General features: G+C 62.7%; 18 protein-coding genes. 2 read left to right on the forward strand and 16 right to left on the reverse strand.

Features of this window, described 5'->3' with window-relative positions:
- Positions 1–3,218: AAA family ATPase (locus AC1DKD_RS15190; RefSeq protein WP_477143420.1), on the forward strand; the 3,218-nt coding region annotated here is incomplete at its 5' end.
- A gap of 245 nt (positions 3,219–3,463) precedes the next feature.
- On the opposite strand, the gene AC1DKD_RS15195 is transcribed toward AC1DKD_RS15190, so the two are convergent.
- The 15 genes from AC1DKD_RS15195 to AC1DKD_RS15265 all read right to left on the reverse strand — a co-directional run bounded on the left by AC1DKD_RS15195 (position 3,464) and on the right by AC1DKD_RS15265 (position 17,989).
- On the reverse strand, positions 3,464–4,456 hold the full coding sequence (locus tag AC1DKD_RS15195) for a Bug family tripartite tricarboxylate transporter substrate binding protein (protein ID WP_441630830.1): 993 nt from the start codon (positions 4,454–4,456) through the stop codon (positions 3,464–3,466).
- A gap of 53 nt (positions 4,457–4,509) precedes the next feature.
- Entirely contained in the window at positions 4,510–5,271 is a 762-nt protein-coding gene (locus tag AC1DKD_RS15200) for a cupin domain-containing protein (RefSeq protein WP_441630832.1), read from the reverse strand.
- Between the two features lie 40 nt (positions 5,272–5,311).
- Positions 5,312–6,127 (reverse strand): GntR family transcriptional regulator, encoded by an 816-nt coding sequence (locus tag AC1DKD_RS15205; RefSeq protein ID WP_441630834.1) that lies wholly within the window; start codon positions 6,125–6,127, stop codon positions 5,312–5,314.
- Complete coding sequence (locus tag AC1DKD_RS15210) at positions 6,124–7,914, reverse strand: acyclic terpene utilization AtuA family protein (RefSeq protein ID WP_441630836.1); 1,791 nt, start codon at positions 7,912–7,914, stop codon at positions 6,124–6,126. The genes AC1DKD_RS15205 and AC1DKD_RS15210 overlap by 4 nt, the downstream gene beginning before the upstream one ends.
- Before the next feature lie 10 nt (positions 7,915–7,924).
- On the reverse strand, positions 7,925–8,692 hold the full coding sequence (locus tag AC1DKD_RS15215; RefSeq protein ID WP_477143421.1) for an enoyl-CoA hydratase/isomerase family protein: 768 nt from the start codon (positions 8,690–8,692) through the stop codon (positions 7,925–7,927).
- Positions 8,685–9,938: a CaiB/BaiF CoA transferase family protein gene (locus AC1DKD_RS15220; protein ID WP_441630887.1), complete on the reverse strand. Its 1,254-nt coding sequence runs from the start codon at positions 9,936–9,938 to the stop codon at positions 8,685–8,687. Before AC1DKD_RS15220 ends, AC1DKD_RS15215 begins: the two co-directional genes overlap by 8 nt.
- 177 nt (positions 9,939–10,115) lie before the next feature.
- A complete protein-coding gene (locus tag AC1DKD_RS15225; protein ID WP_477143422.1) occupies positions 10,116–11,210 on the reverse strand; it encodes an SMP-30/gluconolactonase/LRE family protein in 1,095 nt (364 codons plus the stop codon).
- A gap of 143 nt (positions 11,211–11,353) precedes the next feature.
- On the reverse strand, positions 11,354–11,902 hold the full coding sequence (locus AC1DKD_RS15230; RefSeq protein ID WP_477143423.1) for a 2,4'-dihydroxyacetophenone dioxygenase family protein: 549 nt from the start codon (positions 11,900–11,902) through the stop codon (positions 11,354–11,356).
- A gap of 448 nt (positions 11,903–12,350) precedes the next feature.
- Entirely contained in the window at positions 12,351–12,845 is a 495-nt protein-coding gene (locus tag AC1DKD_RS15235; protein WP_441630843.1) for a YbhB/YbcL family Raf kinase inhibitor-like protein, read from the reverse strand.
- 92 nt (positions 12,846–12,937) lie between these two features.
- A complete protein-coding gene (locus tag AC1DKD_RS15240; RefSeq protein ID WP_441630845.1) occupies positions 12,938–13,153 on the reverse strand; it encodes an SDR family oxidoreductase in 216 nt (71 codons plus the stop codon).
- A 187-nt stretch (positions 13,154–13,340) separates the two neighbouring features.
- On the reverse strand, positions 13,341–14,165 hold the full coding sequence (locus tag AC1DKD_RS15245) for a GntR family transcriptional regulator (protein WP_441630847.1): 825 nt from the start codon (positions 14,163–14,165) through the stop codon (positions 13,341–13,343).
- Positions 14,166–14,459: 294 nt separating this feature from the next.
- Positions 14,460–15,068 carry a PqiC family protein gene (locus AC1DKD_RS15250; protein ID WP_441630849.1) on the reverse strand — a complete coding sequence of 203 codons (609 nt, stop codon included), beginning with the start codon at positions 15,066–15,068 and terminating at the stop codon, positions 14,460–14,462.
- On the reverse strand, positions 15,065–16,696 hold the full coding sequence (locus tag AC1DKD_RS15255; RefSeq protein ID WP_441630851.1) for a PqiB family protein: 1,632 nt from the start codon (positions 16,694–16,696) through the stop codon (positions 15,065–15,067). The genes AC1DKD_RS15250 and AC1DKD_RS15255 overlap by 4 nt, the downstream gene beginning before the upstream one ends.
- Positions 16,680–17,354, reverse strand: coding sequence for a paraquat-inducible protein A (locus AC1DKD_RS15260; protein WP_441630853.1), 675 nt, complete (start codon positions 17,352–17,354; stop codon positions 16,680–16,682). The genes AC1DKD_RS15255 and AC1DKD_RS15260 overlap by 17 nt, the downstream gene beginning before the upstream one ends.
- Positions 17,351–17,989 carry a paraquat-inducible protein A gene (locus AC1DKD_RS15265; RefSeq protein WP_441630889.1) on the reverse strand — a complete coding sequence of 213 codons (639 nt, stop codon included), beginning with the start codon at positions 17,987–17,989 and terminating at the stop codon, positions 17,351–17,353. Before AC1DKD_RS15265 ends, AC1DKD_RS15260 begins: the two co-directional genes overlap by 4 nt.
- Before the next feature lie 564 nt (positions 17,990–18,553).
- Between AC1DKD_RS15265 and AC1DKD_RS15270 the strand changes: the two genes are divergently transcribed.
- Positions 18,554–19,201, forward strand: a complete 648-nt coding sequence (locus tag AC1DKD_RS15270; protein WP_441630855.1) for a TetR/AcrR family transcriptional regulator — start codon at positions 18,554–18,556, stop codon at positions 19,199–19,201.
- Between the two features lie 6 nt (positions 19,202–19,207).
- Here the strand turns inward: AC1DKD_RS15270 and AC1DKD_RS15275 are convergent, their stop codons facing one another.
- Positions 19,208–19,828, reverse strand: coding sequence for a TetR/AcrR family transcriptional regulator (locus tag AC1DKD_RS15275; RefSeq protein ID WP_441630857.1), 621 nt, complete (start codon positions 19,826–19,828; stop codon positions 19,208–19,210).
- Positions 19,829–20,027: the final 199 nt, after the last annotated feature.

The following is a 20,027-nucleotide window of genomic DNA, read 5'->3' on the forward strand; positions in this document are numbered from 1 at the left end:
CGCCGCCCCATCTCGCCGAACGCATCCTCGCCGAGCAAGCCGCGATGGAGGCCAGGGGACAGGCTGCCGGCGAACGCAAGACCATTACGGCGCTGTTTGCGGACATGGCCGGCTCGACCGCCTTGATCCAGGACCTGGACCCCGAAGAGGCACGCGGGCTGATCGACCCCGTGATCGCGCTGATGATGGAGGCCGTGCATCACTACGAGGGATACGTTGCCAAATGCCTGGGCGACGGCATCCTGGCGCTGTTTGGCGCGCCGATTGCCCACGAGGACCACCCCTTGCGGGCGTTGTACGCGGCGCTGCGCATGCAGGAAGTGATGCGCCGCCATGGTGACCGGTACCGTCTGGAGCAGGGGGTCCCGCTGCAGATCCGGGTTGGCATCCATACCGGCGAAGTGGTGGTGCGCTCGATCCGCAAGGATGACTTGCGCGCGGACTACGACCCGGTGGGGCACACGATCCATATCGCCTCCCGGATGGAAGGCGTCGCAACACCGTCGTCGATCCTCGTTAGCGAGTCGACCCATAAGCTGACCGAGGGGTACTTCGCGTTCAAGGGCCTCGGGACCACCCACGTAAAGGGCATTCGGGACCCGCTTGCGGTCTATGAGGTGCTCGGCCTCGGCGCCATGCGCACGCGCCTGCAAGTGGCGGCCCATCGCGGTCTGGCGCGGTTTGTCGGCCGCCAGGCCGAATTGGAGCGCTTGCAGGAGGCGTCGGAGTCGGCCAGGGCTGGGCGAGGGCAGATCGTCGGGGTGGTGGGCGAGGCGGGTGTCGGCAAGTCGCGTCTGTACCACGAATTCAAGGCGCGCTCGCAGCGGGGCTGCATGGTGCTCGAAACCTTCTCGGTTTCGCATGGCAAGGCCTTTCCCTATCTGCCTTTGATCGACCTGTTGAGAAACTATTTTCAGATCACCGCGCAAGATGACGAACGGCTGTATCGCGAGAAAGTCACCGGCAGGTTGCTGACCCTGGATCGCACACTGGAGGACCATCTGCCCTATCTGCTTTACCTGCTCGGTATCAGCGAAGCGGGCTCGGCGCTGCCCAAGATGGATGCCACCATCCGGCGCCACCGCACCTTCGAAGCCATTGCACGGCTACTGGTGCGTGAGAGCCAGAATCAGCCGCTGATGGTCTTCTTCGAAGACTTGCAATGGCTGGACAGCGAGACCGAGGCCTTTCTCAATATCCTCATCGAGCATGTGCAGCGTACCAGGCTGCTTCTGCTCGTCAACTACCGTCCGGAATACGTGCATGATTGGGGCGGGAAACTTTACTACACCCAATTGCAACTGGAAYCGCTGGGGCAAGCGGAGGCACAGGGCCTGCTCACGGCCCTGCTGGGAGACCATCCCTCGCTCGTGCCCCTGAAGCTGCTTATCCTGGCGAAGACGGAGGGCAACCCGTTCTTTATTGAGGAAGTCGTCAAGACGCTGGCCGAGGAGAGCGTCTTGCTTGGTCAGCCCGGCAGCTACCGGATCGAGAACGCCCCTTTGTCATTTCATATTCCGACGACCGTGCAGGGCGTGCTCGCCGCCCGTATCGACCGGCTCCCCGTCGCCCAGAAGGACTTGCTGCAGACCCTTGCGATCATCGGCAAAGAGTTTCCCTTAAGTCTGATCCAGCATGTCACAGCGCAACCGGAAGAGGAACTGCGCCCGCTTCTGGGTGACCTCCAGGCCGGCGATTTCATTTACGAGCGTCCCGCTTTCCCGGAAGTGGAATACGCGTTCAAACACGCGCTTACCCAGGAGGTGGCCGCTAACTCCCTGCTGACCGCTCAGCGCAGTGTGCTGCATGAACGCACGGCCCGGGCCATCGAGACACTGTTTCCAGGCCGGCTGAAGGACTATTGCAGCGAACTGGCTCACCATTACAGCAAGAGTGGCAATGTGCCGAAGGCCATCGAATACCTGCATCTGGCGGGCCAGCAAGCCTTGCAGCGTTCAGCACAGCTTGAAGCGATTCATCATCTCAGTGCAGCCCTCGAACTGCTCAAGTCCTTGGCAGACACCCCCGAACGCGCACGCGAGGAACTCACCCTGCTGCTGACCCTCGGTCCTGCCTGGATGGCCGCTCGAGGCTATGGTGCGCCAGAGGTGGAGGAGACCTACACGCGTGCATTGGCCTTGTGCGAACAGGGCGGGGAAATACCGCAGATCTTCTCGGCGCAGTTAGGACTGTGGTCGTTTTATCTATTGCGTGCGCAACTCAGTACTGCACACGCCTTGGCGCAGCGGCTGCTCGGTCTCGCGCAGGATAAACAAGATCCGGAACAGCTCGCGGAGGCGCACCGCATTCTCGGCGCCACCTTGTTCCGTCTGGGCGAGATCAGGATGGCCCGGACCCACATGGAGCAGGCGCTGGCACTGCACCGCCCCGATCGGAAAACATACAGCAAACTTCTACGTTATGCGCCGAACCTCGCCCTTCATATCGGGAGCACGCTAAGCTGGACGCTCTGGTTTCTGGGCTTGCCGGACCAGTCGCGTGCGCGCAGCGAGGAAGTGCTGGCGCTGGCCAGAAAGTCCTCTGATCCGTTCGGCCTTGCCTTGTGCCTGATCTTCGCGGCCGAATTGCACCAGTACCGGCGCGATGTGCAACTGGCGCGGGAGTACGCAGACGCCGCCATCGCGCTTTCAAGCGACCAGGGGTTCCCCCTCTATCTGGGTTGGGGAACGATCCTGCGCGGCTGGGCGCTGGCCGAGCAGGGTAGTCATGAGGAGGGCATCGCGCAAATACAACAAGGCCTCCGCGCCCACGAAGCCACCGGAGCGACACTGGGTCGGCCRAGGCTTCTGGGACTGCTCGCCAACGCTTATGAAAAGGCAGGGCAAGCCGAGGCAGGGCTTGCTGTGCTGAGTGAGGCGCTGGCTCTGGTGAAGAACACGGGCGAGCGGTTCGCTGAGCCGGTTCTGCTTCGGCTCAAGGGGGAACTGATTCTGATGTTGTCCGGCGACAAAGCCGGCTCGTCCATCAGGGCCAAAGAAGCCGAAGCATGTTTTCAGGCGGCTATTGCCACTGCTCATGACCAGGGAGCCAGGTCAGTCGAGCTGAAAGGCGCGCTGAGCGTGGCCCGGTTATGGCAACGCTGCGGCAAGACGGATGCTGCGCGCTCGATCCTGGCCGGTATTCATGGCACATTCACCGAGGGGTTCGATACCGTCGACTGGCAAGATGCCAAAGTACTGTTGGAAGAGCTGACGTAAGCAGTCTGACCAGGCTCGCGGAGGCGTTTGCCGACGACACGTGGCTGGCCCTTCGGATCGCTGCAGGTGCTCAGGCGCTTGGTGAGGCGTCCGATACGGTCGCAGATTGGCGCGGTGTTCCCCTGGCGCTGGTCGTGACAAGTGCCAATCAGTTGGATCGGGTCACCTTCGAAGTCCTGGTCCATGCAATACCAGCACTGCCCGGACTGTCCGGCCGAGTATTCTCGGGCCGCCGAAGGTGCGGGCTATTCCGGCTGGATGCCGGCGGCTTTGATCACCTCAGCCCATTTCGCGGTTTCGCTGCGCACGAACGCCGCCAACTCTTCTGGCGTCGATGGGGAGGGTTGGCCTCCAGTCTGGCTGAAGTGTTCGGTAGCCGCCGGGCTGGTCAGCCCCTGCAGAATCAGCTGACTCATACGCGCGATGACCGGTTTTGGCGTAGTGGCAGGGAAGAAGGCAGCAACCCAAGCCGTCATCTCGTACCCCGGCAGGCCGCTTTCCGCCATGGTCGGGACATTGTCGAGCAGGGGATGGCGCCTGGACGTGGTCACGGCGACTGCGCGCAGCTTGCCGTTCTGGATCAGGGGCAGGGCTGGATTGATGTCGGAAATCATGAAGTCGACCTGGTGGCCCATCAAGTCGGTCAGGGCCTGCGGCACGCCCTTGTAGGGCACATGCAGTGCCGGTGCGCCGCTCATGATCTTGTAGAGCTCACTGGCGACCCGGGTGGAGGAACTGCCGCTGGCGAAGGTCATCTTGCCTTGCCGGCTTTTCGCCAGCGTGGTCAGATCGGCCACCTTCTGCACGGGGCTGTCGAATGGCACCACCAAGACCAATCCGCTCTTGGCGATCAACGACACCGGCGCGTAGTCCTTGATGGGATCATAGGGCAGCTTCCTGAACAGGGACGCATTGGCCGCGTGGGTGGTATTTGTCGTGATGAGCATCGTGTAGCCATCTCCGGGCGCTCTCGCGACCGCCGTGGCCGCGATGAACCCGTTGGCACCGGGGCGGTTTTCCACGACCACGGACTGGCCGGTCTGGGCGGTGACGTTTCGCGCGATGTAGCGCGCGGTGTTGTCCGTGCCACTGCCTGCAGGGAACGGCACCACCACACGGATCGGTTTGTCCGGATACTCGTTCAGGCCAGCTGCCCACACCAGCTGCGACGCCGCGCAAGCAGCGGCTAGTCCGAACAGCAGGGCGAGCACGCGTCGCCGGGGAAATCGCTGGATCATCTTGTCTCCTCCCGCATCTTGGGATCTGATTGATTCACTTGGCCGAGCTTGCGTCAGGTCAGCGGATCGTGTGCGCGAATGACAATCAGCTCGCGCATCTCGTCCGCCGATTCGAGGCTGAGCTCCGCACCGTCGGGAACGTAGACCCACTCCCCAGTCCCGGCGGCGAAGCGCTCCCCTTCGATGCGCCCATGGAGCGTGCCGCTGCGCACGAAGAGCACCTGCTCGGTCTCGCCAAGCCTGTGCGGCTCGGCGCCGCCATCTGGATCAAGGTCGACCATGTAGATGTCGAGATACCGGGAATCGACGGTCTGGCGTGTGATGACCGGCCTGACGAGCGCGGCACGGTAGTGCGCCAGCGCGATCGCTTCGGTGCTGGTTGGAACGTCGCGGACATCGGCGGCACCGGCCTGAAGGCGCGGGTCGTCCGGGCCGCTCGCGGTCACTGCTGCGTTCGGGTTTTCGCTATATGGCGGAGCGTAGACCACCATCACCTGCACCGGTTCGTCGCTGATGACCTCGAAGCGATGGAAGACGCCAGCCGCGTTGAAGCTCCAGTCCCCTGCGCGCAAGATGCGCTGCTTACCGGGTAGTTCGCCGATACCCTCGCCGGCGAGCAGGAACGACGCCTGTTCGAGGTCCGGGTGTGCGTGCGGCAACGCGCCGTGGCCCCGGGAAATCGTGCCCAGCAGGACCTCGAGCCGGCGCGCGCCGACAGTCTCCTTGCCGATGATGCGCTGGTTTGCCGTTCCCGTGTGGTTGGCCGGCGCGTACGCGGCCACGTCGGTGGCCCTCCGTACATAGGATGATGTCATTCCGATGTCTCCTTGTTCGAATGGTGAAGGTCTGTTGCGCTCAGCGGCGGCTGTCAGGGATGGCCAGCGCCGGGTAGTGCTCGGTCAGCTTGGCTGGCATCTCCACATCCAGGATGAAACGGTCGCCGCGATACCAGAACTGCCCTGCCAGGAGCACATTGCCGTCGACGTCCAGCGTCGATCGGATGATCCTGGCGATTGGCGCCCCGAAGCCATAGGCGAGATCGCGTGCCAGGATATAGTCGGCCGGCTCAACCGTCATGGTCTGCTGCATCATGCCAAGGCGGTCACCTTCGACCTGGCGCAGCAGATGACCAAGCTTGTGGTGCTTTTCGGCACCGCGGGGAAAGCGGGCAAAGACCGACGAGGCTACATACATCTCGATCAGGCAGAATGGCGTCCCGCCATGTATATGCATTTTGCGCACCATTACATAGCTGTCCAGCGGCGTGCCACGCCGGACCAGGCCCGGCCGCAAGGCCACGCCCTCGCGCATTTCCAGGATGCGGATTTCCAACTCGCTGCCATGGGCCGATTCGTCATTGATGGCGGAGCGCAGCCCTTGTCCGGGTTCTGGTGGCTGCTTGATGACGTGCGTGCCACGACCGCGCTGGCTGCTGACCAGTCCCTCTTCCGTCAGCGCGGCAAAGGCCTGGCGCACGGTGACCTTGGCGATCCCGTGGGTTTGCGCTAGGCTGTCCACGGTTGGCAGCTGCATGCCCACCGGGTACTCCCCCGAAACGATCTTGTGTCGGATGACGCTGGCCAGCTGGCGATATCGCGTCACGCCGCCAGTGCCGTCGTCGGCGAGGATGATACTCTCGTTGGCAGCTGCGTTGGGCGCATTCCTCGTCATGACAACAGCCCCCGCGGCACGCTTACCGGCATGGTGAGCAGGATCTGCGCCATGCCCTTGCCGAGCGGATCATTCCGCAGCGAGGCCATGCCGCCGCCATCCAGCGCCGACTCGCAGACAAAGTTCATGGCGTCGAAGCCGGGCAGGTCGTAGCATGTCACCGGCCCCTTCACCAGGTACCCAAGCCAGTCCGCCACGCGCGCCACCGTCACTTCGGCCCGGAGCACGGGCAGGTACGCCGGCCGGCGGGCGATCAGCCCGATGTTCGAGGTATCCCCCTTGTCGCCGCTACGGCCATAGGCGAGCCGTATCAGCGGAACTTCGACGGTATCGTGTTCCGCAGGGCCGGCGCCCGTTTGTTCAGCGACTGCAGGTGCCGCGGGCGCGACCGATGCCGCCGGGCTGCCCGAAGGAACGGTGACGCCGCTGCGTGCGCCGTCCATCACCACCGCCGGGATCAGGGCGCTCTTGTCGAGCAGGAATGCATACTGGCGGATCGATGGCGAGGGACTGGAACGCCCACCCGTCGAGCCCGTGGTGCCCGGCGCCCAACTGGTCCCCGCCGCTGCAATTTCCCGCGCGAACAGTTCCAGCGCCGCCTTCTCGGGATGCATGACCGCCAGCCGCATCACCGCCTCGCGGGTGTGCCGGACGGCAGCATGTGGCCCAAAGCAGGACTCTGCTCCCAGCACCTCGATCCGGGTGCGACTGTAGTCCCCCCACCCGTTCTCCCCGAAAAGCTTGCGCGTGCGGGCAAGGATCGCCTCAGCCGTGCGTTCCGCCTTGGCGACCGCGTCGACGCCGACGATGGAAAGCTGCGCGTTGCAGCGAAAGCCGTCGACATAAGTGGCACAGACCTTGTAGGCATTGCTCGGGGCCCGCCCGCGTGCGCCGCTTACTTCCACCTGGTCCGGTGCGGCCTGCCGAAGGGTTACCTGCGTGAAATCGCAGGTGACGTCTGGCAGCAGGTAGGTGGCCGGGTCGCCGATCTCGTACAGCACCTGCTCGCCGACCGTGGCGGTATTGACCAGTCCCCCGGTGGCGGGGGGCTTGCCGACAACGAAGGTGCCGTCGGCATGGCACTCGACCACCGGGTAGCCGATGTCGTGCCAGTCCGGGACGCTTTCCCAGTCGGTATGCAAGCCGCCCGTTGCCTGGCACCCACACTCGATGATGTGGCCGGCCAGACTGCCTTGGGCCAGGCAATCATAGTCGTCCGCACGCCAGCCGAACTCGTGCATCAGCACCCCGAGTGTCACGGCACTGTCCACGCAGCGTCCGGTGATGACGATCTGGGCCCCCTGGTCCAGCGCCTGCCTGATCGGCAACGCGCCCAGATAGGCATTGGCGCTGACCACGTGCTCTGGCAAGGGGCGGCCTTGCTGCATGTCTTGCACACCGGCTTCGCGCAGCTGTGGGAGCAGGGGCATCACGTCATCGCCTTCCACCACGGCAATGCGCAGCGTCAGGCCCTGTTCCGCCGCCAGAGCGGCAATGGCCTGCGCACACCCGTGCGGGTTCATGCCGCCGGCGTTGCTGACCACGCGGATCCCGCGTGCGGCTATCTCTCCGATCAGGGCCTTCATTGTCACCGTCACGAAGTCGGTGGCGTAACCCAGTTCCGGCTTGCGCAATCGGGCAGCGGCCAGAATCGACATGGTCAGTTCGGCCAGATAGTCAAACACCAGGTAATCGATATCGCCGTGCCGCACAAGCTGTGGCGCGCCGACGCTGCTGTCGCCCCAGAAGCCCGAAGCACCGCCAATGCGTACCCTTTTCGTGTTCATGCTTATCTCCCTATCTGCCAGTCCACATCGGCTGGCGCTTCTCGCGGAATGCCAACTGGCCTTCGCGCGCGTCTTCGGTCAGTGCAAACAGCCCTATCTGGCTTTCCGTGAACGCCATGGATTGCTCGAACGACATGGTTTCCATATGCTTGAGCGTGTACAGCCCGCGACGGATGGCGGCGGGCGATTTGTTCAGCATGCGGGCCAGCAAACGGTCCATCTCCGCGTCGAGATCGTCGCTGACGTAGTTGACCAGTCCGGCGGCCAGCGCTTCCCTCGCCGAAATCGGCTCGCCGCACAGACAGAGTTCGGTGAGCCTGCGACGTGGCAGCAGATGCTGCAGCACGCTCAGGACCTGCGCCGGAAACAGGCCCACATTGACCTCCGGCAGGCCGAAGAAGGCGCCTTCGCTCGCGACCGCCAGGTCGCACATCGCCATCAGTCCCATGCCACCCGCCATGCAGGCCCCGTTGACCCGCGCGATCAGCGGCACTGTTGACTGCCTGGCGCAGCGGAACAGGTCGGCCATCCCTTGGTAGGGATCCGCGTATTCGAACGTGAACGATTTACCGGTCTGCAGATCGGCGCCGGCACAGAATGCCTGTTCGCCCGTTCCCGTAATGACCACAGCGCGGATGTCGGCATCGCGATCGGCGCGCAGGATGCCCTCGCGAAGTCCCTGCAGCACCCCCGGCGTGATGGCATTGCGGCGCTCCGGCCGGTTGATGGTCAGGTAGAGTGCTGCGTCCCGGACCTCGCACAGCAGTTCATCATTCATGGGGAGCTTCTCCTTCGGTTCGTTGCGCTTTTGACCCATCCCTGGAGATGCCTGACGCGAACAGCGTATCGATGGAGGCCTCGTCGTAGCCGGCCTCACGCAGTACCTCACGGCTGTGCTCACCCAGGCCGGGTGCATGGCGGCGGCTTGTCGGTGGGGTGCCATGCCATTCGCTGGGCACCGCCATCTCCCGGATACGCCCGACGGCTGGGTGGTCCGATTCGCTGAAGAAACCGATATCCCGCAAATGGGGATCGTCCAGCAGTGACTCGAACGTGTGCATCGGGAAGACCGGAACATCGGCCTCCTTTAGCAGGGTGCGCCATTCCTCGGTGGTGCGCTTGGCCATTTCGTCGCTGACCATCGCATACAATTCGGTGATGTTGGCGGTGCGGGTGTTCATGTTGGCGAAGCGCGGATCGGTGTCGTACAACTCCGGCTTGCCAATGACCTGGAGGAAGGCGCGCCAATGATGATCGTGATAGATCAGGCAGCAGACATGTCCGTCCCTCGTCTTGTATGGGCGCCGCTCGGGCGAGAGCAGGCGCGGATAGCCGAAGCCGCCCTTTGCCGGAACGAAGGTCTCGCCATACAGGTGGTCTCCCATCACATAGGGAACCATGGTCTCGAACATGGGGACATCAACGCGCTGGCCCTTGCCGGTGCTCCTCCGCGAATACAGGGCGGCACAGATCACGCCGAAAGCATAGAGCCCCACCGAGCGATCCGCGATGGTGATTGGCAGATATCGAGGACTGTCGCCGCTGCCCAGCGAAACGGCCTGCGGCAGGCCGGTTGCGGCCTGGATCAGATCATCGAAGGCAGCCTGGGGCGCGTAGCGTCCGCGCTGCGAAAAGCCGAACATGCCGACATAGACCAGGCGCGGATTGATGGCCGATAGCGTTTCATAGTCCAGCCCCAGCCGCTGCATGGCCTGTGGGCGCACGTTGTAGGCCAGCACGTCAGCATCCCGTACCAGGCAAAGCAGGGCCTCGCGCCCCTCGGGCGCCTTCAGGTCAAGTACGATGCTGCGCTTGTTGCGGTTCAGGCCCAGGAAGAGCGGCCCCAGCTTTTCATCGCCGCAAGGACCTATGCCGCGCGTACTATCTCCGGTCGGAGACTCGACCTTGATCACGTCGGCGCCCAGGTCGGCCAGCATCTGGGTAGCAGAGGGCCCCATGAATACTGACGTGATGTCAACCACTTTCACGCCGGCCAGCGGCCCCGTTGTCTCGTCTTTCTTCATATCCATCTCATCTCGGTGGGTCAATGTATGACGGCTGGCCCCGAGGCCGCCGTTCCCTGCCTGGCCGGTGTTGAACCGGCAGCCGAGCACATCGTTCTATAAGTCGACCTATCGAATAGGCGGAAGGTAGGTCAAGTGCCGCGCGCTGGCTGACGGGGGAGACATCTGGCCGATGGTCTACTGGGGCCCGCCGTCGAGTTCTGGTATCCGCTTCTTGATTTTCGAGATTGTGTGGATCTTCACCCTTTGCGCCCAGGGACCATCGATGGTGCGCAGATTCTTGCCCACGAGATGCGCCAGGCCAAGCTCGTCACTGAGCAGCGGAAGGGACGTCTCGATATCGAGCGAGAGGTTGGTGACAAGAACGTCGCCGCCATGGAAGACGAGGCTGTTCGACCAGAGAAAGCCTTTGGGTGCCCCCTCGCGATCGATACCGCCGAAGTCGCCGAGCTTGGCAATCACCCGGCCCTGCGTCGGCTCGAGCACGAGAATCTCGTTGGACTGGTTGCACGCGATCCAGAGGTTGTCGTGCTCATCGATCTTCACACCGTCGGGTCCGCCGCCGACCCGGTTGACGAAGACTTCAGGCGTGCCCGGCTCAAGCGTCGAGCCTGTCAGCGGTATCTTGACAACGATGTCGTTCGCCGTATTGGCGACGAACAAGGCTGTATTCTTGTTGTTGAACGCCAAGCCATTGGCGCCGATGGTCGGTGGGATCCGCGTGGGTTTCAGCAGCGCGCTGGTGACCCATGCCGATGCTTCGCCGCCGTCGGGTCCGACCTTCCAGATGATGCCCTGGTGGGCGTCGGTCACGTAGACGTTTCCGGCGGGGTCGAACGTCAATCCGTCGAGGCCGGGGTTCTTRCCGGTGACCGTCATGAATACGGACGAGGCCCCCGTTCTGGGATCGACGCTCAGGACCTTCGCGCCCTTGTAGTCGACGACGAGCAACTGGCCCGTGYGAGGATGGAAGCCGAGGTCAAGCAACAATCGGCTCGAGCCCTTGATGCTGACAGTGCGCAGGTGCTTGCCCTGCGGGTCGAACACAAGAAGCGCACCCTCGCTCGTCCTGGGTTTTTCCACCGCCACCGTGACGACGTAGACGTTGCCTTCGCGGTCCACGGCGATCCCCTCTGGATGCGCCTCCCCCGAGGGCAAAGTGGCGAATGTCTCAACCTTGCCGCGTTCCCAGGCTCTTGCGGCTAGCGGCGTCGCCAGCAACACGAGGAACATCAGCATCGGCAGTATCGGCATCCTCTGGGCTTTGATCATTCTCATGTTGCACTCTCTCAATCTCGCGGATTGATGGATCGTCACTGATTGATCTGATCGGTGTCGTACACGCTGGTCTATAAGGAGCAGAGGAACGGCACCGCGCAGGCCGACGAGCGGCCTGCCATGGTGTAAGTCGCTTTTTATTCCTTGACAACGTCGGCGCCGTTGCCGCRGACGTAGGGCACCGGTCCGATGCCGCGCGCCGCCGCGAGAGCGTGGATCGCGTACTGGATCGAAAGCGCGTCATTGAGCGAGTGGAACGTGCCGTCCTCGTTGAAGCTCACTTGCGCGCCTTCGATCCAGGCGATGGTGATCGTGTCCTCGGTGTTGTCCTCGGGGGTGTAGAAGGTGTGCACCGAGCCGCCGGGCTCGTACAGGTAGGAGCCCGCCGTCTGCGGCTGGTCGGGGTACTCGCGATACTTCCAGCAGCCCTGGATCGTCCACACCTGCGCCGTTCCGGTGTGGTAGTGAATCGGCAGGGAACAACCGGGTTCCACTATGGCCATGAAGACCCACTCTCCGCGCTCCGGGTCCAGGCGCAGCGGCTTGATGTGGATGCCCGGAAAGACATCCTTGATCAGCGGGATCTGCTCGATGTTGACGGTCAGGAGCTTGTCCTGCGGCAGGGCGGGCAGCGGCAGGAGGGCGCCGGTAGACGTGGTGGGCTGCGCGAGAATTCTTGCATTCATGAGTTGTCTCCGTTTGTTAGAGGAGGTGAAACAGTGGACGGAAAGTGTCCTTTGATGAGGCAGAAGAGGCACGCCGGWMCGGCGGSAAACTCAGAGCKRCGSCGGCAACGCGCCGGAGGAATAGAAGCGTCCAGCGCAAAAGGTGAAGCCTGGCTAACCGCTGCCGGGCCTGCATGTCACTGTATACTCCTAAAGTTCTAATGTTGGAAGTTTAGGCGCTGAGGAAGGTTTTTTCTGCCCCTTGTTTACCCTAGGGACTGACTGAATAAGGGCCTTTAGCCTTGCTTGCAGCCCGCTAGCTGCCCGCCGTCGGGGTTCGATGATGGCGGGTACCGTTTTCAATGCGGACGCGGGGATGACGATCTCTGAGATGTAGCCGTCACCCCGATACCAGATAACGCCGGCGTACAGCATTTGCCTCTGCCGTCGACTACGCACGCCGCGACAGCTAGCGTTTGTAGAGGCCGGTCAGGGTGGCCGTGGCGAGCGTGTTCTGGTGGATGAAGAAGCGCACCACAGCGTTGGTCGGGTTGGCCGGCAACCCCAGCTTGGGCACGCCCAGGGCGTGCACGGTGAAGATGTAGCGGTGCGCGGGCAAGCTCTTGGGCGGGCAGGGGCCGCCGTAGCCGATGGCGCCGTAGTCGTTGGCGGCCTGGGTACCACTGGCGCCCAGGTCAGTGCCGTCGCTGGAGCGCGGGCCTGCGGCGAGCTGGGTGACGGACGAATTGATGTCGAACAGGATCCAGTGCCAGAAGCCACTGCCGGTGGGCGCGTCCGGGTCGTACAGCGTCAGCGCGAAACTCTTGGTGCCTTCCGGCGCGCCCCGCCATTGCAGCGCGGGCGAACGGTTCTGGCCGGTGCCGTCGTAGCCATCGAACTCATGCACCAGTTGCAATGGATCCTGATCCTTGAATTCAGGCGATGTTAATGTGAAGTTGCTCATGCCCTTTCCTTTCACTTGATTTCGATAATCAGAAAGCCGTATCGTTTGGAGGTGCCTGCGGCCGCCGGACGAAAGCAGGCGTCGCTTGCCAGCTACAGCGCCGCTTCGGCGACGTCGTCCACAGTGCCAATACGTCCGAGCGGAAAGCAGGCCTCGAAGGCCTGCAATATCTTGGGGATGTTCAGGGCGTCACCCGGCATCGACGTGCGAGTGATGCCCGGCGAGATCGAATTGGCGCGAATACCGAATTGGCCGAACTCGTTCACCACACAGCGCACAACGTGGTCGGTGCCAGCCGTGGGTGCCAACGGTTCCGCGTGTCATCCCATGGAGTCGTGAGCCCGCTTGCCTTCGGACCTCACGACGGCGTAGAACCAGCGCGCTGCTGGATCTACATGTCACTGCATATCCTAACATTCTAATGTTGGAAGTTTAGAGGCTGCGGAAAGTTTTCTCTGCCTCTTGTTTACCCTGGAGGCTGAACGAGGAGGGCCTTCAGCCTTGCTTGCGCTCGCTAGCTGCCCGCCGTTGGGGTTCGGTGATGGCGGGTACCGTTTTCAATGCGGAGGCGGGGATGTCGATCTCTGAGACGTAGCGGTCACCCCGATACCAAGTGACGCCTGCGTACAGCACGCTGCCTTTGCTATCAAGAAGACACCGCGACATCTTCGCGACGGGTGAGGCGAACGGGATCTTCAGCATGTCGCACAGTGGAAAATCCGCCGGCATCACGGTCATGCGTTGTCGCACACGTTTGCTCCGCGAGCCCAATTCATCGAGCACCGCAGCGAGTAGTTTTTTGTTCTTGGCGGTGTCCTGGGGCAAGGATTCGAAGACCGGGGTCAACACATAGATCTCCGCGTAGCAGAACGGCTCGCCGGAATAGGTATGCAGCTTGCGGACGCAGACGTATTCGCCGTTCGACTGTTCGCCCGGTCCGAGCAGTTCCTGCGGCACCCTGGTGTGGCGCCGGACTTCGAGTACGTCAAAGGCGAGCGCCTCAGGCGCGGCGAACGGATCGTTGATCGCCAGTTCGAGGTCGCCCGTGGCGGCGGGCAGGGCCGCCACGTGGGTCCCGATGCCTCGCTGGCTACGAATCAGCCCTTCTTTGGAAAGCAGCTCATACGACTGCCGAACGGTAACGACGGCCACGCCCAGGTCAGCCGCGAGCTGCGTGATCGGCGGCAGCAGCATGCCGAGCGGATACTCGCCTTTTGCGATCCGGTACCTCAGCACCGAAGCCAGCCGCTGATATTGCGCAACGCCCCGTTCAGCCGACAGCTCCGGCCGCTCAATCCCCGTCGTTCGATCGTCCGTCATTCTAATTGCCTAACATTCAGATCATAGGAGTATGCACTAGAAGAACGGGACCGGCCCTTAGCGAGCAGGCGTCCACGCCTGTTCGGCTGGAATCGGAAAGGGTCGAGATGTGGCGCGGTGGCCGTAGGATTGATTTGTCTGTTGAACTAGTTGAAACGCGAGCTAGAACGCCTGGCCACGCCCTTGGTCGGGCGATGCCCCTCGCAAATCTGGCTATGTCGCGCACACCTAGTCGGTGCGATATGCCGGGTTGGTCGCCGCGCCACATCGCTAAAGGTGATGCATGATGCATATTTAGCGATTAAGCGACTGCACGCCCACTGCTATATCGGCCGCGGTTGCCGCCAGGATCTCCCGATACGCATTCACCACGCCCTCCACCTGCCCGGGCGCGGGCACCTCTGTTTCGGTGCGGCCGCTCAGAAACTTGCCGTCCGGCAGTCGCCGCACGGTCCAGGCGATGGTCGCCGCTGCCCACTTGCCGACATTGGCGTCGAGGCTTACCACCTCGGTCGTTACCCGGAAGGCCGGCTGCGCCGCCGACAGGCCGTGCCGGTAGACATCCACCGCGTCAAGAGTCGATTGCAGTTGCTGCGACAGCGCATCGCGTAGCTCGTCGGGTAATGGGGACGTCCAGCGCGATGTGTCGAACAGCTTCACCCCCCCGCTGGTGCCGTCACGCACCACCAGCTGAATGCGGTTCAGCCGCTCGGGCACGCGCACCGGCGTGACCTCGATCCATAACGGGTCGCCGCTACGGCTGGCTCGCCCTGTCACGGCCGGCGCGGCGTTGGAGCGACTGGCTGCCAGCGTGTAGTAGCGCGCCTCGGGCGACGCGCAGCCGTTCATCATGTTCGTGGCCGCGGCGGCCAGTGTAAAGAGCATCGTCAGACGTTTCATCATTTCTCTTCCCTCTTGCCTTGCAGTAGCGCTTCGGGATGCCGCTCGAGATAATCGGTCAGCGTGCGCAGCGAGACCGCCGTTTGCGTGAGTTCCTGCATCATCCGACGCGTATCCTGTTGCAGCGATGCGTCGGGCGCCAGCGCGCCATTGGCCGTGGCGAGCGTGCGGCGCACATCCTTCAGCGCGGCGAGCACTTCTGGTGCCACATCGCCATTGACCTGTGCCACGAGCTTGTCAGCGTTGACGAGCATTTTGTTCATAGACACCATCGCCGTGCGCGCGTCCTGCCCGATCTGGTCGAACGGCACCTTGCCGATCTTGGTCACAATGTCGCCAAGCTTGGCTTGCAGCTCGTCGAAGGTGCCCGGCGTGGTGGGGAACTCAGGCAGCGACCCGTTCAGGTCCAGATCAGCCGGCAGAGGTGCCTTCGGAAAGAAATCGAGTGCCACATAGAGCTGGCCGGTCAGCAGGTTGCCGGTGCGCAACTGCGCACGCATGCCGCGCTGTATCAGGCTATGCACGATGGCGAGCTTGCGCGCGTCGTCAGCCACGTCTTTCTCGTGCAGCCCCATGCGAGACGGATAGAGTTCCACCACCACGGGCATGCGGAAGGCCTTCTTGTCACGCTGGTATTCGATACCGATCGAGCGCACTTGCCCGACGGTCACACCGCGGAAATCGACTGGCGCACCTGGAGACAGGCCGCGCACGGACTGATCGAAGTTGAGCACTGCCAGTGCGGGCGCGAGTTCCTCCGGCTCCTTCATGGCTTCCGATTGGTCCGCCGCAAGCAGGAACTCTGTGTTCTCGGCGGCCGTGGCGTGCGCAGTCGAGTGCTCCGGCGCCTGGAAAGCCAGGCCGCCAAGCATCACGGTGACCAGCGACTGCGTGGACAACTTCAGCCCGTTCGCGTCAAGCTTGAGGTCGACGCCGCTGGCATGCCAGAAGCGCGTATCGGCGGAGACGAGCTTGTCATAGGGCTTGTTGACGAAGACCCGCAGCGTGATGTCGTGGCCGTTCGGCTCGAGTTGATACGCTACGACATGGCCGACCTGCACGCGACGATAGTAGACCGGTGAGCCGATGTCGAGCGAGCCCAGGTCCTGCGCACGCAGCACGAACTGCCTACCAGAGGCGTCGGCAGTGACAGTCGGCGGGACTTCGAGCCCGGTGAAGCTGCGCGTCGTCTCGCCTGACTTGCCGGCATCCACGCCGATATATGCGCCCGATAGCAGCGTCTCGAGCCCCGACACACCGCTGGTTGCAAAGCGTGGCCGTACCACCCAGAAGCGTGTGTCGGCCACGGCGAAGGTCTCCGCATCCTTGGTCAACGCGATCGTCGCGATCACATGCGAACGGTCCGCTGCCAGCCGTGCCGTCTTGACCAATCCGATATTGACGTCCTTGTAGCGGACGGGAGTCTTGCCCGGCGTCAGGCCTTCGGCGGTGCGAAACGTGATGGTGATCTCGGGCCCGCGCGATGCTAGCGTGTTGATCAACAAGGAAAGCCCGACTACCGCCGCAACGATGGGGATCAGCCAGACGAGCGAGGGTAGCCAACGCGCGCGAGGGGCGCGCCCGGGCTGCGGTACACCCTGATGTGGGGGATGATTAGTGTGTTCGGGCATGGTCGGAGTGCGGAAATTCGATGAGAGGAGGCGACGTCTCAAGCGCATCCCACAGCAGACGGGGATCAAAGCTCAGTGACGCGAGCATGGTCAGTACGACAACCGAGGCAAAGGCCAGGGCCCCGCCCCCGGGCGTAATTGTGGCCAGTGCCCCGACCTGCACCAGCGCGGCCAGGAGTGCCACGACGAAGATGTCGAGCATGGACCACCGGCCGACGACCTCGACCAGCGCGTAGAGCCGGGTCTGTTCTCGGATGCGCCAGGTCGATCTGCGGCGCACCGATATCAGCAGCAATGTCAGGATCATCATCTTGAGCAGCGGGACGACAACGCTGGCGATCAGCACCACGAGGGCCAGCATGTGCGAGCCGGACAGCCACAGATAGATCACGCCGGACATGATGGTGTCGCGCTGCGTGCCGAAAATCGATTGCGTCACCATCACCGGAAGCAGATTGGCCGGGATATACAGGAGGTAGGCGGCCAGCAGGAAGGCCCAGGCGCGCGCCACGCTTGCCGGCTTGCGATGATGCAGTACGGCGCCGCAGCGCGGACACGGTTCGGCCTCGAGCGTCATCGGACTGAGCCCGTCGCAGGCGTGGCACGACAGCAGTCCGAGCGAAGTGGCGGTAGCGTCTGGCGATTGAGGCGTGGTCATGACGCGGCACCCGGTGAGCGGGGTGGCACGTCATCTGCATCATGGACAACGAGGTAATGCCACAGTTCGCGCGGATCGAAGGACAAGATGGCGGCAAGTACGACCACAAGGGCACCGAACGACCAGAGGGCGACGCCAGGCAGCACCTGCGCAATGGTGGACAGCTTCACCACCGTGACCAGCACGCCGATCATGAACACTTCGATCATGCCCCACGGCCGCGTCTGGCGAATGCTGCGCACGATGAGGTCGAACCCGGGTGGCATGCGGTGCTGCGCCATTGGCACGAGCAGGTAGCACATCATGAGTAACTCGGCCAGCGGAAGCAGGATCGTCGTGGCGAACACGAGCATCGCCACCGGCGACATGTCGTCCGCGTAGAGTGCCTGTACGGAACCCCATAGCGTGGTCTCCATGCGCGAGCCCTTGAGGTCCATAGCGACGATCGGGTACGCGTTCGAGATCAGAAACAGGATCAGAGCAGTCACCACGAGCGGCAGCAGGCGGCGATAGGTAAGCGAACTGTCGCGATAGAGCCCACCGCCGCAGCGCAGGCAGGTGGCACGTTCGCCCGGTTGCAGTGTCACGCGCATATGGAGTGCGTCGCAATGCTCGCACGCAACCAGCCGGTGCATGGCCTGTGGTGGATCTGGCGGCGGGATGTGGTTCTGATGCACGACGTGTCCTGGGATGGTTATCGGCCTCGTTACATGAGGCAAGCAGTGCTTCGAGCGCACCGGAATCTTTCGAGATTCCCGCATTCTGCTACAAAATGACTTGAATGTCATCATGACAATAAGTATCTTATAAGGATTGCAACGAGCACGTCTGCTGCAAAACGCCTCCTTGTCCCACCGTTTCCAGCTGCATGCAGGCTCCTTCTTTCCTCAGAACGATGTCCATGAAAGTTGTGTGCGAAGTCGAAATGCGCGATGGCCTGCCGCATGACATCCTTGCCGCGGCCGAACGGCTGGTTGCCGCGGCGCAGACGCTGCGCACTCGGTGCGAGCCGAGGACGGCACTGAGCTTGTTCGTATCAAGGAGGGCGGGACGTGGCCTACGCCATGGTGTCGGCGTTGTAGCGGTGTATTGATATAATCATCCAATCACATAAGGTCCTCAAATTGAAGATGCCTGCCGCCCCTGATCTTAAAGACCATCGCCCTCGCGTTGCAGCCGAACGGCGTGCACGGATGCGCATGCGTCTCATTGAAAGCGCGATGATCGTCTTTGCGCAAAGAGGTATCGGAGTCAGCGTGATTCCGGAAGTCATCGCGGCAGCTGGCGTCTCACAAGGTTCCTTCTACAACTACTTCCGTACTAACGACGATCTGCTGGCGGCTGTCAGCGAAGCGCTCAGTCACGACATGGTGCAAATGATCGAGAGCGTGGTCGGCGATATCGAAGACCCGGCGTTGCGTGTTGCAACGGGTATTCGCTTGTATCTGCACCTTGCGCGATCCTATCCTGTGGTGGCGCAGTTTCTTTCCGGCACAGGCCTGACCTTGGTCGGCAAGAAGAGTGCCGTGTACGAGTACCTGCCCTCGGATATCAAGGAAGGCCTGAAGACGGGCACGTTTGACGAGGCTTCGGCCGATGTTGCATTGGACATGGTGGCAGGCGCAGGGGTGATCGCCGTTCACCGTATGGCCCAGGGAAAAACGACCAAGGATTATCCCGAGCGGATAGTCCGGGCGGTGTTGCGGTCGCTCGGCGTGTCTGCATCGAGTGCCACAAAGTTGACCTCTGCGCCTTTGCCAATGCTGGTCGCTCCGCCGGAATCACTGCTCGAAAAGGCACAGGAAAAGCTCGCCGAAATGGCCGAGCCCTCCAACTTTCGAGCGTAGCCAACGCTACGGCACTTCGCCGCTCGCTTCGGCGAGCAAGCCATCGAATAGCACTTCGCTCGCATCCAGCGGCGACTTGGATATCGCATCAGCCGCCGCTTCCTCCACGCCTAAGCCGCGCAATGCCACGGCGGCGGCAAGCTCCGAAAAATCTTCGCGACATTCGGTTTCAAGCATGCGGTGCATTGCGCTCATTGCCGCGCCGGCAACGATATTGAACCCCAGGGCGGTCGGCATGCGCTTGAATCGATTGCGTCGAACACCTTCCTCTATGTCCCTGCGGACGAACTCCAGCATATTGGGTGCCTGGTAGCCAGCCCAGCCAAGCCGGCCAAGGATTCCAGCCACACCCGGCTGGCGTATCGCAAGTATCGACGCCAGCCGTATTCCCCTGGCGATGTGTTCGGCCGGGTCGTCATGGCCGCGCACAATGGGGTCCGCGGCCCGCACCCATTGTTCAGCAATATTCCCAACAAGCTCCCGCACGATCGCGTCAGCCGACGGAAAGTACTTGTAGAACGTTCCACGTGACACCCGTGCTGCCGAAATGATGTCGTCGATGGAAGGCGTCGTGGCGCCGTTCTCTACCATCAAGCGCATCGCACTGTTCAGCAACAGCGAGCGCATACGCTGTCGCCGCTTTGCCGCAACTCGCTGACGGTGGTCGCGAGTCTCCCACGGTTCTGTTTCAGCTGCCAATCTCTTCTGTATCGGGGTCATTGATCTGTTTTTTCCTCATGGTCAATGAGTCGACATGGCCGCGCGCACAGCACTTCCTGCGCCTTCGGTCTATGCCCATCACATCACTCCGCGTCCAGTGCTTGTC

The sequence above is a fragment of the Cupriavidus sp. 05T313 genome, assembly GCF_056396665.1.